The 14,483-nt window shown below is 45.1% G+C and carries 17 protein-coding genes; 3 read left to right on the forward strand and 14 right to left on the reverse strand.

Annotated elements, in window-relative coordinates:
* Positions 1-60: 60 nt before the first annotated feature.
* The 12 genes from thiL to nrdR all read right to left on the reverse strand — a co-directional run bounded on the left by thiL (position 61) and on the right by nrdR (position 10,070).
* Complete coding sequence (gene thiL, locus AC0VYI_RS22690; RefSeq protein ID WP_475445768.1) at positions 61-1,011, reverse strand: thiamine-phosphate kinase; 951 nt, start codon at positions 1,009-1,011, stop codon at positions 61-63.
* Between the two features lie 288 nt (positions 1,012-1,299).
* Entirely contained in the window at positions 1,300-1,572 is a 273-nt protein-coding gene (locus AC0VYI_RS22695; protein ID WP_475445770.1) for a hypothetical protein, read from the reverse strand.
* Between the two features lie 9 nt (positions 1,573-1,581).
* Positions 1,582-1,983, reverse strand: a complete 402-nt coding sequence (locus AC0VYI_RS22700) for a type II toxin-antitoxin system YafO family toxin (protein WP_475445772.1) — start codon at positions 1,981-1,983, stop codon at positions 1,582-1,584.
* A gap of 5 nt (positions 1,984-1,988) precedes the next feature.
* Positions 1,989-2,165, reverse strand: coding sequence for a hypothetical protein (locus AC0VYI_RS22705; protein WP_475445774.1), 177 nt, complete (start codon positions 2,163-2,165; stop codon positions 1,989-1,991).
* A 360-nt stretch (positions 2,166-2,525) separates the two neighbouring features.
* Positions 2,526-3,878, reverse strand: a complete 1,353-nt coding sequence (gene nosR, locus AC0VYI_RS22710; RefSeq protein WP_475445776.1) for a response regulator c-di-GMP phosphodiesterase, NosR family — start codon at positions 3,876-3,878, stop codon at positions 2,526-2,528.
* An 8-nt stretch (positions 3,879-3,886) separates the two neighbouring features.
* Positions 3,887-5,389 carry a sensor histidine kinase gene (locus AC0VYI_RS22715; protein ID WP_199476330.1) on the reverse strand — a complete coding sequence of 501 codons (1,503 nt, stop codon included), beginning with the start codon at positions 5,387-5,389 and terminating at the stop codon, positions 3,887-3,889.
* A gap of 17 nt (positions 5,390-5,406) precedes the next feature.
* Entirely contained in the window at positions 5,407-5,964 is a 558-nt protein-coding gene (locus AC0VYI_RS22720; RefSeq protein WP_475445778.1) for a heme NO-binding domain-containing protein, read from the reverse strand.
* 224 nt (positions 5,965-6,188) lie between these two features.
* Positions 6,189-6,695 (reverse strand): transcription antitermination factor NusB, encoded by a 507-nt coding sequence (gene nusB, locus AC0VYI_RS22725; RefSeq protein WP_199476328.1) that lies wholly within the window; start codon positions 6,693-6,695, stop codon positions 6,189-6,191.
* An 8-nt stretch (positions 6,696-6,703) separates the two neighbouring features.
* Entirely contained in the window at positions 6,704-7,180 is a 477-nt protein-coding gene (gene ribH, locus AC0VYI_RS22730) for a 6,7-dimethyl-8-ribityllumazine synthase (protein ID WP_067020242.1), read from the reverse strand.
* A 13-nt stretch (positions 7,181-7,193) separates the two neighbouring features.
* Positions 7,194-8,336, reverse strand: coding sequence for a bifunctional 3,4-dihydroxy-2-butanone-4-phosphate synthase/GTP cyclohydrolase II (gene ribBA / locus AC0VYI_RS22735; protein ID WP_199476327.1), 1,143 nt, complete (start codon positions 8,334-8,336; stop codon positions 7,194-7,196).
* 48 nt (positions 8,337-8,384) lie between these two features.
* A complete protein-coding gene (ribD, locus tag AC0VYI_RS22740) occupies positions 8,385-9,572 on the reverse strand; it encodes a bifunctional diaminohydroxyphosphoribosylaminopyrimidine deaminase/5-amino-6-(5-phosphoribosylamino)uracil reductase RibD (protein WP_199476326.1) in 1,188 nt (395 codons plus the stop codon).
* Positions 9,573-9,575: 3 nt separating this feature from the next.
* A complete protein-coding gene (nrdR, locus tag AC0VYI_RS22745; RefSeq protein ID WP_199476325.1) occupies positions 9,576-10,070 on the reverse strand; it encodes a transcriptional regulator NrdR in 495 nt (164 codons plus the stop codon).
* A 23-nt stretch (positions 10,071-10,093) separates the two neighbouring features.
* On the opposite strand from nrdR, the gene AC0VYI_RS22750 reads away from it, so the two are divergent.
* From AC0VYI_RS22750 to ettA, 3 genes are all read left to right on the forward strand, one after another.
* Positions 10,094-10,276, forward strand: a complete 183-nt coding sequence (locus AC0VYI_RS22750) for a hypothetical protein (protein ID WP_199476324.1) — start codon at positions 10,094-10,096, stop codon at positions 10,274-10,276.
* Between the two features lie 60 nt (positions 10,277-10,336).
* Positions 10,337-11,251: a DMT family transporter gene (locus AC0VYI_RS22755; protein WP_475445781.1), complete on the forward strand. Its 915-nt coding sequence runs from the start codon at positions 10,337-10,339 to the stop codon at positions 11,249-11,251.
* Positions 11,252-11,425: 174 nt separating this feature from the next.
* A complete protein-coding gene (gene ettA / locus AC0VYI_RS22760) occupies positions 11,426-13,087 on the forward strand; it encodes an energy-dependent translational throttle protein EttA (protein WP_199476322.1) in 1,662 nt (553 codons plus the stop codon).
* A gap of 75 nt (positions 13,088-13,162) precedes the next feature.
* Here ettA and AC0VYI_RS22765 read toward each other — a convergent pair whose 3' ends face one another.
* Together AC0VYI_RS22765 and AC0VYI_RS22770 are read right to left on the reverse strand one after the other, a co-directional pair.
* On the reverse strand, positions 13,163-14,071 hold the full coding sequence (locus AC0VYI_RS22765) for a hypothetical protein (RefSeq protein ID WP_475445782.1): 909 nt from the start codon (positions 14,069-14,071) through the stop codon (positions 13,163-13,165).
* A gap of 237 nt (positions 14,072-14,308) precedes the next feature.
* Positions 14,309-14,437 (reverse strand): hypothetical protein, encoded by a 129-nt coding sequence (locus AC0VYI_RS22770; RefSeq protein WP_475445784.1) that lies wholly within the window; start codon positions 14,435-14,437, stop codon positions 14,309-14,311.
* Positions 14,438-14,483 lie beyond the last annotated feature (46 nt).

Genomic DNA, 14,483 nt, shown 5'->3' on the forward strand with positions numbered 1-14,483 from the left:
ATAATGTCCGTTAATTATCGTCGAGATCGTTGCACGACTACGGCGCGCGCCAATACCCTATTAAAAATGCTGCCAACCACGAAGGTCGCCATCGTACCCGTTAATAGTAAAGCCAGAATCAACAATAGTCCCAACTTTCACACAGGGTAAATGTAGCGTTTGAATGATCAGTTGAATGTCTTGGGCAGCGCTTGATGGGGCGGTAAAACACAGCTCATAATCATCACCACCCGTTAAGGCTAATGATAACGCCGACTCAGGTTGCCATGCCACTAACTCTGACGAAATCGGCAAAGCGTTTGCTTCTAACTGAGCTCCCACGTTGGAAGCCGTTAAAATATGCTGAATATCTTGTGCTAAGCCATCGGAAATATCCATCATGGCATGCACGACACGTTTAAGCGCCATGCCAGCAATTAAGCGAGGTTTAGGTCGCCAAAAGCGCTCATAAAAATAATCAAATCGCTCACTGGACACAAGCAGCTCCCCCGTCACGATTGGCACTGCCGCCGCCGCGTCCCCCAATAAGCCAGTCACATAAATATCATCACCCACTTTAGCATTAGCGCGCAATGGCACTTGATCGGCCTCCACATACCCATGCACTTGTAAAGTAAGGGTTAACGGCCCTTTAGTGGTATCTCCACCCACTAAAATCAGCCCTATCGGTTCGGCCAACTCCGCCATTCCTTGGGCTAACCCAGCTAACCACTGGGGATCCGATTGCGGAATTGTCAGCCCCAAGGTAAAAAAAGCGGGCTTCGCCCCCATAGCTGCCAAATCGCTCACACAGGTTGCCACCGCTCGATAACCAATATCCACAGGATCCGCATCAAAGGGAAAATGCCGCCCCTCGACCAAAGTATCCATAGAAAGCACCAAACTCTGCCCAACAGGCACCTGTACCTGAGCACAATCATCGCCAATTCCCAACAGAATATCCTCACGACCGCGCGTATTCGCCATCATCGAGGCTTGGAAGATATTTTTGATCAACTCGAATTCTTTCAAAAACCTATCCTTACTACTGACATAACCGACCAGATCATCATCCTGACGTTTGGCAAGTGTGATTTGAAAGCAGAAGGATACTAGATTGTGGGATGGATGTCAGAGACAAAACAGGGCCAATCACGTGATAACGGATTGTCCCTGTTTTGTGACGTTAACGTTTATTGAAGAAACTTATCACCAAAGCACACTCCCAGAGAATGCTGTCTTTTTGGAAATACAGTTTGAAAAGTACCTATTTTATCAATACTGAAATAGTAAGTATTGTTTTAAAAACAATCAGTAGCACTATGCCTCAGTCCAAAGGTCTCCATCATCTTCGGATAAACGACGACGATCACGCTTTATCGTCTCCTCTTCAGGCCATTTAATATCTAAAGCATTTTTAAAATCTTGTATATCAACATAGCCAATAATATCACCATGAATTTGAAGATCCCAATCCGTTCCATTCCAATGCACAAAGTCATAAACTCCTGCAGCTGGCCCCATTTTCACAGCGACAAAATACAATCCCACTAGGGAAGGTAAACCCTTTTTCCAATTTAGTTTAATACTCATACAAACTCCTTAAAACTTCGCACGAAAACTTTCAGCTACATCAGCTAATTGTGATAAATAAAGCGGTTTTAACTTATATACCTGATGAGCATTCTCCAGAAAGCCTAAGAGTAAAAAATGATCTTTTTTAAAAAAGCCTTCGCAGTAAATCAGTGCAGTATTACTTGTCTTATTATATGATATTTTCTTTAAGTGCCATGCTTTTGATGTAGCATCTTTTATGTGAATATGAGACATCTCAGCCTGTTTCACATCACTGGGGAAATCATATGTTGTATCTCGACCAAATGACTCATGAGGGATTCCCGTTCTCTTATATTCTCTAAACTGGCTAACAAGTGTATCAAGTTTATTTTTATCAAGGCTTTCTTGAAACTCTGAACTTACAAAAACTTTTACATCCTTGTACATTTCTATCACTCCATTTCAATAAAAGTTACTGTATTTCTTTTTTTAGCATTGCTCATCATTGATCGTTCAGTCTTGGCCGCAGAGCGCCTAATCGTCTCTATTTGAAGCGTCTCTGAGTCTTTGGCATCAAAATTTGCCACTTTCTCTTTTTTAAGAAAAATTGCTTTTTTGTTTTTCTCCATACCATAAAATCCTTCTGCTAATGGTTATGTCAGTCAAACAGCGTTTAACTAATGAGGCAATATTCCATCACAATCTTTTAAATCACTGCAAGTAAGATCATCATCCTGACGTTTGGCAAGTGTAATTTGAAAGCAGAAGGATACTAGATTGTGGGATGGATGTCAGAGACAAAACAGAGCAGATGGCTCAATGGCTTATCTGTCCTGTTTTGTGACGTTAACGTTTATTGAAGAAACTTATCACCAAAGCACACTCCCAGAGAATGCTGTCTTTTTGGAAATACAGCCCTCAAGGTGCCACTTTTATCAATGCTCAAAGGTAATCAATGTATTAAAAAATAATTGTTTTTAATACATTGATTACTTTGATTTTATCTCACGATTACCTACGTCCGGAATGATCACTCCCTCTGGAACAATTACAAAAAACTTAAACTCAGCCTTAGATTGTTGCTCCAGCTCGACCAGTTTTTCGATGATGTGTGCAGTGAGTACATGACCCTTAGAGAGCAAAAAAGCGCCTTTATGGTTTTCCAAGTTTCTCGATAACACCATGCCAGGAACCAGCTGTTTTGACCAAATTCGCTGATCATTGATGGGTTCTTCTAATTGATAAGTCGATAACACTGACTTCAGGGTTTCGACAATATCTGCCGCGTAATAGTCCCCCATTCGGGCACTTAAATAACGCAATGCTTCTACATGTGTTAAAGGCTCTGCTAGCATCCGACCATTCATCAGTTCGATGTAGTCATTCGCCACCGCTAATACTTGCGCCTTCCTTGAGATAAACTTTTCCCAGTCGCCATTAGGGAAGCCTTTGCCATTTAAATATTCTTTGTGCTGCAGGATAACTTCTGCCATCGGCCATAATTGTCGAACACAGGTTAATAAGGTACTGCCCATCATGGGATATTGTTCGTACTCCTCCTTTTGCTCCGGTGTTAACGTTTCATATGGAATTTTCAGAATATCATCGGACAAACACACCTGACCGATATAGCGCATTTTGGCGGCACCTTGCAGGACATCCACGTCTTTCTCAGTCATCTGCAAACAAGTGCCCATGTCTCTTACCAATGACACAATATCAGGCACATGTATCTCAGATTTAGGCTGACGCATGTCCAGCAACCCAGCGAACAAATCAATGACATTACGGTAGTTTTCTTTCAGGTTTTCATTGATTTGAATAATTTTAGAGGAGCGCTCTTTCACGGTGGCTTCTAAGGAGTCATTCAGCGCTTTAAGCTTCGTGTTTTGCTCTTGTACCACACGTTGTAATTGCGCATTTTGTTTCTTTAATTGAGTATTTGTCAGCGCACTTTCCACTAAAGCAATTAAACGCTCGTCATCCCAAGGCTTTTCAACGTAATGGGAGACTTTTCCTCGATTCACTGCGTCCACAATCGCACTCATATCGGCATAACCTGTGAGGAGAATACGGGTTGTATCCGGGTAGGTTTCAGCGGCAATCGCCAGAAACTCAGGACCTGTCATCTCGGGCATGCGCGCGTCACTAATGATCACATCAATGGCGTGCTCTTTGAGGGTGTCCAGTCCTTCTTGACCGCTATTGGCAATATAAATGGTGCAATTTAGTTTACGGAAGAGCCGACGCAGGGATGACAGCACATTCGCCTCATCATCGACAAGCAATATGCTGGGAGTCTCTACCACATGAGTCTGATCAATCACTACCTTTGTCATCATCACTCTCCTTATTCAGAAGTCGCTGTACTGCTATCAGGGTAAGGCAACCAAATGCTAAACACCGTGCCCACACCTAATTCACTCGTCACGTCAATCGTGCCATTGTGTTCTTCAACGATTCCATAAGAAATGGACAAGCCCAATCCTGTCCCTACCCCCACTTCTTTCGTTGTAAAGAAAGGGTTAAAAATAGAATCTAGATGTTTGGGATCAATACCACTGCCATTATCGGCGACGTTAATTTGTACGCCGTTCTCTTTATCCTCAACACTCACCGTCAACTTCCCCTGCTCATTCATCGCATGGGAAGCGTTCACAAACAAGTTTAAAAACACTTGTAACAATTCGCCACTTTTGCCCATCACAGGTTGTACGGTTTCTATTTGTTTGATGACTTTTCCCTTATATTTGAGTTCGTTATGAGCCATGTTTAAGGCTTCATCAATGATACTAACAATATTGCACTGCTCTTTTTGATGGTCTGATTGACGCGAAAAACGCTTTAACCCGCCCACAATATCCAGAATCCTTTTGACACCGTGTTGCGATTCGTCGAGCAAACTCTTACTGTCCTCTAATAAAAACGCCATATCCACATTTTGCCATAAGGTCTCTAGCGCCTTGGCCGATTCACTTAGCGAGTCATCTCGTAATAAGGCCTGATCCACCAATGATTTTGACGCCATCACATACTCGACAAAATCATCAACATACCCACTTAAGGTCCCCATATTGCTTTTAATAAATCCCATCGGATTATTAATTTCGTGTGCAATGCCCGCTGATAACTGACCCACAGTGGCCATTTTTTCCGATTGAACTAACTTTTTCTGAGTCTCTTTTAGCGCTTCATTAGCGACTTTAATGTCTTTATAACTCGCCAATAATTTATCTTCTTGATAACGGTGTTCCATCATAATCGCCAGCTGTTTCATACCCGCTCGAAACATGTCGATTTCTTTTTGCTGCCTTGATGTTAACCCTTGGCTAAACAAAATAATGATGCCGCCAAGATAGTCCAAGCTGATAATGGGCAGAGCCACCACTGTATCTATGGTGACGTTATCAATCGTCACAGCTACCGTTTGGAAATGGGTTCTTCTTGTTTCTCTAACCTTCTCCTCAATCTCACAGGCCAATAAATCTAAGTCGGAACGAGCAATAGAGGCCGTCCCCGTGTTTAAGTTTTTTTCGTTACGCAGTAAATCGGAACGATAATCCGCTTGACTGGAATCAAAGGGGAAATGGAAATACACAGCAAACGGCACGTCACTCAAGCGCAGCATATCCTTCACTATGGTTGGTAAAAAGTCCCGTAATCGGGGTTTTTCGAGCCCATAACGGCCAATGTGCATAAGAAACTTATTTTCCCGCAGAGCCAACTCCAAGGATTCCACATTGTCATTCAGCGTTTGATTCAGTAAGTGCAGCTCTCGACTTTTCTCCTCGAGAATGCTCTCGGCTCTTTTTCGAGCAGTGCGTTCACGTAAAAAAGCTGCTTCATAATCCATGATCGCCCCCTGACAGCTCAGTCTTGCTTGACCTGTTCTTTCTCAACCAGTAATAGACAGTGATCTGCCCCTTCGTGCATACAACATTCATGTGTTATGGAAACCGACATACCAAAACTTTCCGCCGCCTGATGCACTAGGCCGATGGCTAATAAACACATCTTACGAGGCGATTGATAATACAACTTCACCCCTGAATCAAACTTTTCCTGGACCACCAACTTAGGCGTCACCGCATCGGGATAGAGCTTATGCACTTCCACATGAATCACAGAATCCACCGCCTCTAATAGCGTCCAAAGATCAGGATAATCCCTCATAGAGGGTGGTAAACTGTGTATTAAACCTTTATACAAATAACGGCCAAACGCTTCGACTAATTGATTCACCGGGATATTGGTCTCATCCGACAAAGCAACCACCAGAGATATAATTTCTTGGTCATCATAGTTTTCAGATGCGGTATAAATACCACCACTGGGTAAATCACAATTTGCCAGCAAGGTTTCCCAGCATGCCATCCCAAATTGCTCTTCCACCATTTCTTGGAAGTTAGTAAAAACGCTTCCTCTCATACGCTTTCTCACTTTGATCGCCTACTCTCTTTTCAGGTTAGTCAAAAGCTGGCGGAATGCTTATGGGGTTTTGGTGTTGATACGTAATATTTTGTTTAACTTGAAAGGGTTAGAGAAAGGACGAACAGCTGACATAAAAAACCCCATTATTCACTAACGAATAATGGGGTTTTAAACTATCAGTTAATCATACTTTCGGTGAGCATTGGCTCACCGTTTATTGATTACTTATTGGCCTGTCGGCGAGCGGCAATTTCTTCACGACGGAGACGCTGAGCCAGCTTATCCAAAATACCATTAACGTATTTATGGCTTTCCGTGGCACCAAAGCTTTTCGCCAATTCCACGCCTTCGTTGATCGCAACGCGGTAGGGAACATCCAAACGCTCAGACAATTCAAACGCACCAAGGCGCAATACGGCCAATTCAATGGGATCAAGTTCGCTCAAAGGACGATCCAGTAACTCTTCGAACAAACCATCCAGTTTTTTTGCACGGCTGGTGACGCCCTGCAATAATTCACGAAAATACAACTTGTCACAAGCACTCATGTCTTGATCTAAGGTGAATTGCGTTTCGATCTCACTAACAGAAGATTGATTCATCTGCCATTGATAGACCGCTTGTAATGCCAAACCACGAGACGCGCTGCGCATCTGAGAACGTGAAGGTTTTTTATCCTTACGTTTCGGTGCCGGGTTTTGGTCGTTGGTTGTTTCCACTTCGCTCATTTTTTGCCTCAGTTATCCAGACTACGTAGGACAGCCACGGTCTCAAGGGCAGAGATTGCCGCTTCTGCTCCTTTGTTGCCCGCTTTCGTGCCCGCACGCTCAATCGCCTGCTCAATGGTGTCGACGGTTAACACACCAAACGACACCGGAATACCATATTGTAATGCAACGTGACTCAGGCCACTCACACATTCACCTGCCACATATTCAAAATGTGGCGTGCCACCTCGAATGACCGCACCCAATGCAATGATGCCATCGTACTTACCTTGATCTGCCACTTTCTTAACGATCACCGGAATTTCAAAGGCACCAGGAGCACGTACAATCGTCAAATCTTCTTTGCGAATACCATGACGAATCAAGGTATCAACCGCGCCATCTAACAAACTTTCAACAACATAGCTGTTAAAACGGCCAACCACGAGCGCAAATTTCGCACCAGGTGCAGAAAAATGTCCTTCGTAAGTCGTAATATCCTTCATGACAACCTCTCTTCTAATCTTGCTTAACGGTTGCGTCAGGCGCCCCCGCATAAGGAATAAACTCTACTGCTTCAAGGTCAAACCCTGTCACGGAGAACTTTTTAGGCGAGCTTAGTAAGCGCATTTTACGAATGCCAAGGTCGCGCAAAATTTGTGATCCAGTCCCTACCGTCAAATACGTACCGGAGCCACTCTGATCTGGTCCTTTACCTGCTGGTGGATGAATCGACGTGGCAAAGCTGCTCGCTAAATCCATCGGTTTATCATGGGTGTCCACTAAGACAACCACGCCTTTACCTGCTTGTCCGATATAATCCAACGCTTTACTCATGGACCAACGCGGCTCTTCCGATTCACCGATAATGCCAGCAAAATCGCGTGCCGGATCCGCCACATGCACACGCACCAACGTCGGCTCATCCGCAGCAATATCCCCCTTCACAAATGCAAGGTGAGAAAGCCCCTGAACCGTATCGCGATAAGTAATTAAGTTGAACTCGCCCGCTTCGGTTTGTACCACGCTCTCGCTTTCACGTTCTACGGTGGTCTCATTTAACGTGCGATAATGAATCAGGTCGGCGATTGTACCAATTTTTAAGCCATGTTTCTCGGCAAACTTTTCTAAATCTGGTCTTCTTGCCATGGTGCCATCGTCATTAATGACTTCCACAATCACAGAGGCCCCTTCGTAACCCGCCATACGCGCTAAATCACACCCAGCTTCAGTATGACCGGCTCGACTTAATACCCCACCAGCACGGGCCATCAAAGGGAAAACATGACCTGGCTGCACGATATCAGAAGGTTTGGCATTCGCCATCACCGCACGTTTCACGGTCAAAGCACGATCAGCCGCCGAAATACCAGTGGTCACCCCTTCAGCGGCTTCGATAGATAGAGTGAAGTTGGTGGAATACACCGTGCCATTGTCATTAACCATTAAAGGGAGATTGAGTTGCTTACAACGCTCAGGCGTTAACGTTAGGCAAATCAAGCCACGAGCATGCACAGCCATAAAGTTGATAATCTCTGGCGTGATGCACTCGGCAGCGACGATTATGTCCCCTTCGTTTTCTCGATCCTCGTCATCCATCAAGATAACCATTTTACCTTGACGGATATCGGCTAAAATTTCTTCTACACTGTTTAACGCCATCGTAATCTCACTTTTTATTGTTAGGACAAGCTATCGTTGATTCGTCAACTAAGCGTCTTGTGCCACGCCCCATTCATCAACGTCCAACAAGTCTTCATCGTACTCAAGGTATAGAGGTACATAGACCAAACGTAAATCCTGACCAATTTGATGTACCGATTTAAGTTCCAGATCCACGGCTTCTTCCATGGTGTCTAAAGGCAATTGGAACATCGGTCGTGCCGTTGAGCCAAGTAGTTTAGGCGCCATATACACGACAATTTCATCGACCAAGCCAGCTTGTAAAAAGCCCCCTGCAAGCTCTGCTCCAGTTTCTACCAATACCTCGTTAATGCCATCATCGGCCAATTGTTCCATAGTGGTCAATAAATCCAATCGACCATCCTCGCCACGATTCGCAAAGCGCACCGTCACACCCCGCTCTTGTAAGAGATCCAAGTGCTCGGATTCTATTTCTTCTTCCACGCAAAACACACAGGATTGCTGGGTGGGAAAAAGAACCTTCGCATCCGGTAAAATAGATAACGCCGTATCCATCACCACGCGTAAGGGTTGACGCACTGTTGTAGCGTCGACGGGTTGGTCATTATTATCAATGCGCACGGTCATACTTGGATTATCCGCCAAGACTGAGCCGATCCCCGTCACAATCGCATCGCTTTGAGCCCTTAAGCGTTGTACATCTTGGCGCGCATCTGGCCCCGTAATCCATTGGCTTTCGCCGGACTCCATTGCTGTACGCCCATCCACACTGATGGCAAGCTTCACCCGAATAAAGGGCAGCCCTTCACGCATACGCTTGATAAAACCAGGATTTAGCGCTTCACATTGCGCTTTTAAGACCGGGCCCACCACCTCAATATCGGCTTTGGCAATACGCTTCAAACCATTTCCAGCGACTTCTGGGTTAGGATCCTGCATCCCATAAACCAGACAAGCGATGCCCACTTTAATTAATGCGTCGGCACAAGGTGGCGTTTTTCCGTGGTGACTACAAGGCTCAAGCGTCACATAGGCTGTGGCCCCCGTGAAATCGTAATTCCCTCGGCTCTTCGCATCGGCTAAGGCATTCACCTCAGCATGACCTTCCCCCGCGCGAACATGATAACCCTGACCGAGTAGTTCTCCATCTTTTACGATGACACAGCCAACACGAGGATTGGGATGGGTAGAATAGAGACCTTTTTGAGCCAGTTTAATGGCTTTCGCCATCCAGTACTCATGATTCTGAGTCATAACTTATTTCCCTTCTTGTTTGACATCCGCTAATGACACACTGTCTCGACGGTTTTCAAGATGATCAATGGCGTCACGAAACTCACTAATGTCTTTAAAACTTCGATAGACAGAAGCAAACCGCACATACGCCACTTGATCCAGACGCTGCAGCTCTTCCATAACAGCCTCCCCCGTCCAACGGGACGGCAATTCGCGCTCACCCGTTGCTTGCATTTTTTCTTTAATCCGTGCGATCGCCGTTTCAATCGATTCACTGCTCACAGGGCGCTTCTCTATCGCTTTAAGAATGCCACTACGCAGCTTATCCTCATCAAAAGGCTCACGGCTACCATCACTTTTAATCAGTTTAGGCATTTGGAGCTCTGCCACTTCAAATGTGGTGAAACGCTCCTGACAATGACTACAGGTGCGACGACGGCGCACTTGCGCTCCTTCAGATACTAGGCGGGAGTCAAGAACTTTGGTATCTTGCATTCCACAAAATGGGCATCGCATGACGGTTCCAAAATGAGTAAAAAATGAAGTTTACAAACCAATTAAACGGCTCTATTTTATACTCGGAATCATACCAATCTCACCTTAATATAGCTACCAATCAACACTTGGCCATCGTACCAGACGGTGATTTATATCATGGCATAGGCCGTGACAACGTTCGCCATGATGTCAGCCTTATTAACAGGAAGTCGGTTTTATTGTAAGCCATTAACAAAGATCGGCTTTTGTTCGAACGAGCATCCAGTCACTCATAAGGAAGTACCATGCCTTTTGCAGAATTATCAGGTTTTGTTGCAGCGCTGTGCTGGACAGTTTCAAGTTTAATGGCACCAAGACTCATACATCGCTTCGGAACCATGCGTTTCAACACAACACGCATTACCATTGCCAGTAGCCTTCTGATCCTGATTAGCCTACTCGGCCAGCGTTTTGATACGTCTTTATGGCAACACGCGCCGTTAGTGATTCTGTCTGGGCTGCTAGGTATTTTCCTCGGGGATACCATGCTATTTACGGCCGTTCACCGTCTGGGGCCGCGTCGAACAGGTGTCTTATTTGCCACCAACGCCCCTATGTCGATTTTCCTCAGTTGGCTTTTTCTCAACGAAGCCCTCTCACTGACCCAACTGTTGGCCTGTGGCCTGGTATTCAGCGGCGTCATTATCGCGATTCTATTCGGCAAAAGGCGTGAACAACTGCACGAATGGGAGCAAACCAAAGGCAAACTCAGTACTGGCGTCCTCTTCGCTCTAGGTGGCGCACTAGGCCAAGCCTGTGGGGCTCTATTAAGTAAGCCCGCCTTGCTGGATGGTGCCGACCCCATCGCCGTATCGACGGTACGAGTCAGTGCTGGCGCCATCGCTTTACTGCTGGCTTATGGGCTTTATTATCGTCATAGAAGACCTGCCAGTAGCCTACCTTTTTCCGAATTAACTCGCTCAGATTTTATGGGCATTACCGCCTTGGCAACCATCGGTATGGTTATCGGTATGAGCGTCTTAGTATGGGGGGTTGGTCACGCCAATGTTGGCATCGTCACGACATTATCCGCCATTGTCCCCGTGTTGATTTTGCCTGGGCTTTGGATCACCACCAAACAACGCCCAGCGTTCGGCGCTTGGATAGGGGCGATTTTGGTTGTGATTGGTGCTGCTTTAATTGTGCTCAGCGGCCAATAAGGCAGACGGGGAGTGTTATTCTGAATTAACAGGGAATGTGCTATTCTTAGCACACTTTATTACATTAAGACTCCTTACAAATCGAGCGTAACAAAATCGCTCTGTGGGCATTTTATTCAGACAGTCAGTTTATTACACTAGCTATCAAACCATTTATCAGGAAACTACTCGCTTATGGCTCAGTTTGTTTACAGCATGAACCGCGTAGGGAAAGTTGTTCCCCCTAAACGCGAAATTCTCAAAGACATTTCCCTCTCTTTCTTCCCCGGCGCAAAAATCGGCGTCTTGGGTCTTAACGGCTCGGGTAAATCGACGCTTCTGCGCATCATGGCGGGGGTTGATCAGGAATACAATGGCGAAGCTCGTCCCATGCCAGGATTAAAAGTGGGTTACTTGCCACAAGAACCTGAACTGGATCCATCAAAAGACGTGCGTGGCATTGTGGAAGAATCCGTTGCCGACGTAAAAAATGCCCTTGTTCGTCTCGATGAAGTGTACGCAGCGTATGCAGATCCGGATGCGGACTTTGACGCGCTGGCCGCTGAACAAGCCGAACTTGAAAACCTGATCACAGCAAAAGATGGTCACAACCTAGACCGTGCGTTAGAAGTCGCCGCCGATGCCCTGCGTCTGCCACCTTGGGATGCCAACGTTGAGCATCTATCAGGGGGTGAGCGTCGCCGTGTCGCCCTATGTCGTCTGCTTCTAGACAAACCTGACATGATCCTGCTCGACGAGCCAACCAACCACTTGGACGCCGAGTCCGTTGCTTGGCTAGAGCGTTTCTTGAAAGATTACCCAGGCACCGTGGTCGCCATCACCCACGACCGCTACTTCCTTGATAACGCAGCAGGCTGGATTCTTGAGCTTGACCGTGGCCACGGTATTCCATACGAAGGCAACTATTCTTCTTGGTTGGAACAAAAAGACGCTCGACTACAAACCGAAGCAAAACAACAAGCGTCTCACCAAAAAGCCATCAAATCTGAGCTTGAGTGGGTTCGACAAAACGCCAAAGGTCGTCAGTCCAAATCCAAAGCCCGTCTGGCCCGTTTCGAAGAAATGAACTCGAAAGAATTCCAAGAACGCAACGAAACCAACGAATTGTACATTCCACCTGGCCCACGCCTAGGTAACAAAGTCATCGAAATCGAGAACGTTTCTAAAGGATTCGATGGCCGCGTTTTAGTGGAAGACTTTAATATGGTCGTACCACCAGGCGCGATCGTCGGTGTAATCGGTGGCAACGGTGCGGGTAAATCCACACTGTTCAAAATGATTGCTGGTCTTGAACAACCCGATTCAGGTACCGTGACCATTGGGGAAACCGTTCAATTAGCTTACGTTGATCAAATGCGTGAACTGGACGGCGAAAAAACGGTTTTCGAAGAAATTGCCGATGGCCAAGACATGATCACAGTAAACGGCTGGAAAGTACCTTCCCGCGCTTACATTGGCCGCTTCAACTTCAAAGGTTCTGACCAACAAAAACTGGTCAAACACCTATCCGGTGGTGAGCGTAACCGTTTGCACCTTGCCAAACTTTTGAAAGAAGGCGGCAACGTCTTGCTATTGGACGAACCGACCAACGACCTTGATGTTGAAACCTTACGTGCACTGGAAGACGCACTTCTCGCCTTCCCAGGCTCTGCCATTGTGATTTCCCACGACCGTTGGTTCCTAGACCGTGTGGCAACCCACATCTTGGCCTACGAAGGCGACTCGAAAGCCGTCTTCTTTGAAGGGAACTACCAAGAATACGAGGCCGACTACAAATCTCGTACCGGTAAAGACGCCACTCCTACTCGTATTAAATATAAACGTATTGATGCGTAATTCTATTTAATAGAATTTGTTGGTACAGAAATGAAAAAACCGCTTATCGAAAGGTAAGCGGTTTTTTGTGCCTGATTACTTTGTATTAATCTCAAATGAAGATGCTTGAAAGACATCTGAGAATAAGGAAAGTGAACTTCTAATTGCAAGAACGGCCTCATGTCGAGTTACAGCTTGCTCACCATATCGAACCCCAGCAGAACACTGTATATTACTCAGCAGTTCCTTTGAGACATCTATTCCTATTTTCTCAAGATCTTCAGAAAGGTCTGAGAGACTATGAATTCGTTTAAAGAACTTATTATTATGTTGCTTCAGCTTTGATTTAATGGTTTTTTCTGCAAACTGAAGTGCAGACCATTTTGCATTGTTGTAATCAGGGTATTTATAGAAAATATTGTGAATCGCCATTTCGTAATCATTCATTCCCTGCTCCATATATGGAACACCTTTTAAATCTCGTAAAAATTGCACTGAGTTCAAAGCAAACATATAGTCTTGAAGAATAATTTCTCGCTCTTCATCAGAAAGAGATAAGGCTACTTTTCTAGTTATGTTTTCCACATGCCAAAGAATATTAGTCGATGGGACTTTTTTTCCGTCATTTGCAACAACATACCTTTCAACCTTTTCAAGATCAGAGTCGATTGTAAAGTTGTTCCTGCCATACACTAAAGGAAGCTCGACCTTCCAAGGCTCACCTTTAATAATGAGGATATAGCTACCAGGCCCCATATGTATTTTTTCTCGACCACCATAAGTTTCTTCATACCAATTGTGGACTTGAGTGAAAATAGCCTCATTTGAAAAGTCATCTGAATCATTAAAATCTTCAGAAGTAATAGGAAACACACCATTTGGATCAAGTTTTTCTGCTAAGATAGAAAAAGCATGTAATGGCCTTTGATGAAAGAGTAAGGCTTTATCACCAAGCTCTCGATCAATTTCAGCTATAAGTCTTTCAAATTCTTTTCTAGTCAGCAAAGTACTTCCTTATTTTATTGATTCCAAAAAATCACATTATGTATTTCCAATATTTCACTGCAGTTAAGCAATCACTTCTATACCTTTCCGCTCAACCAAAGACAACATTTTTAGCGCTGCGCCTCTAGGCTTAGCTTCGCCTTGCTCCCATTTTTTCACCAGCTTATCACTGACGTTAAGATATTAGATAAACACGGGCTGGGAAAGATTGTTCGCCAATCTCAGTTGCTTCACTTGTTAGGGAGTAAAGTCATAGATTGCAGTTAAACATAAGGAATCAAACTTACGCATGGTGGTTTTATCAATCGCACCCGCTTGTTGTAGTCCTTTCGCTGCTTTATCTACTGTCTTTAAAATGTCACTCATGACTACGTCTCCTTCGTTTGGCAAAAAAGATTAGGTTAACTGTAGC

It is taken from the genome of Marinomonas sp. 63XJN7_9_ISO-PGPR-S23-217 (assembly GCF_056173515.1).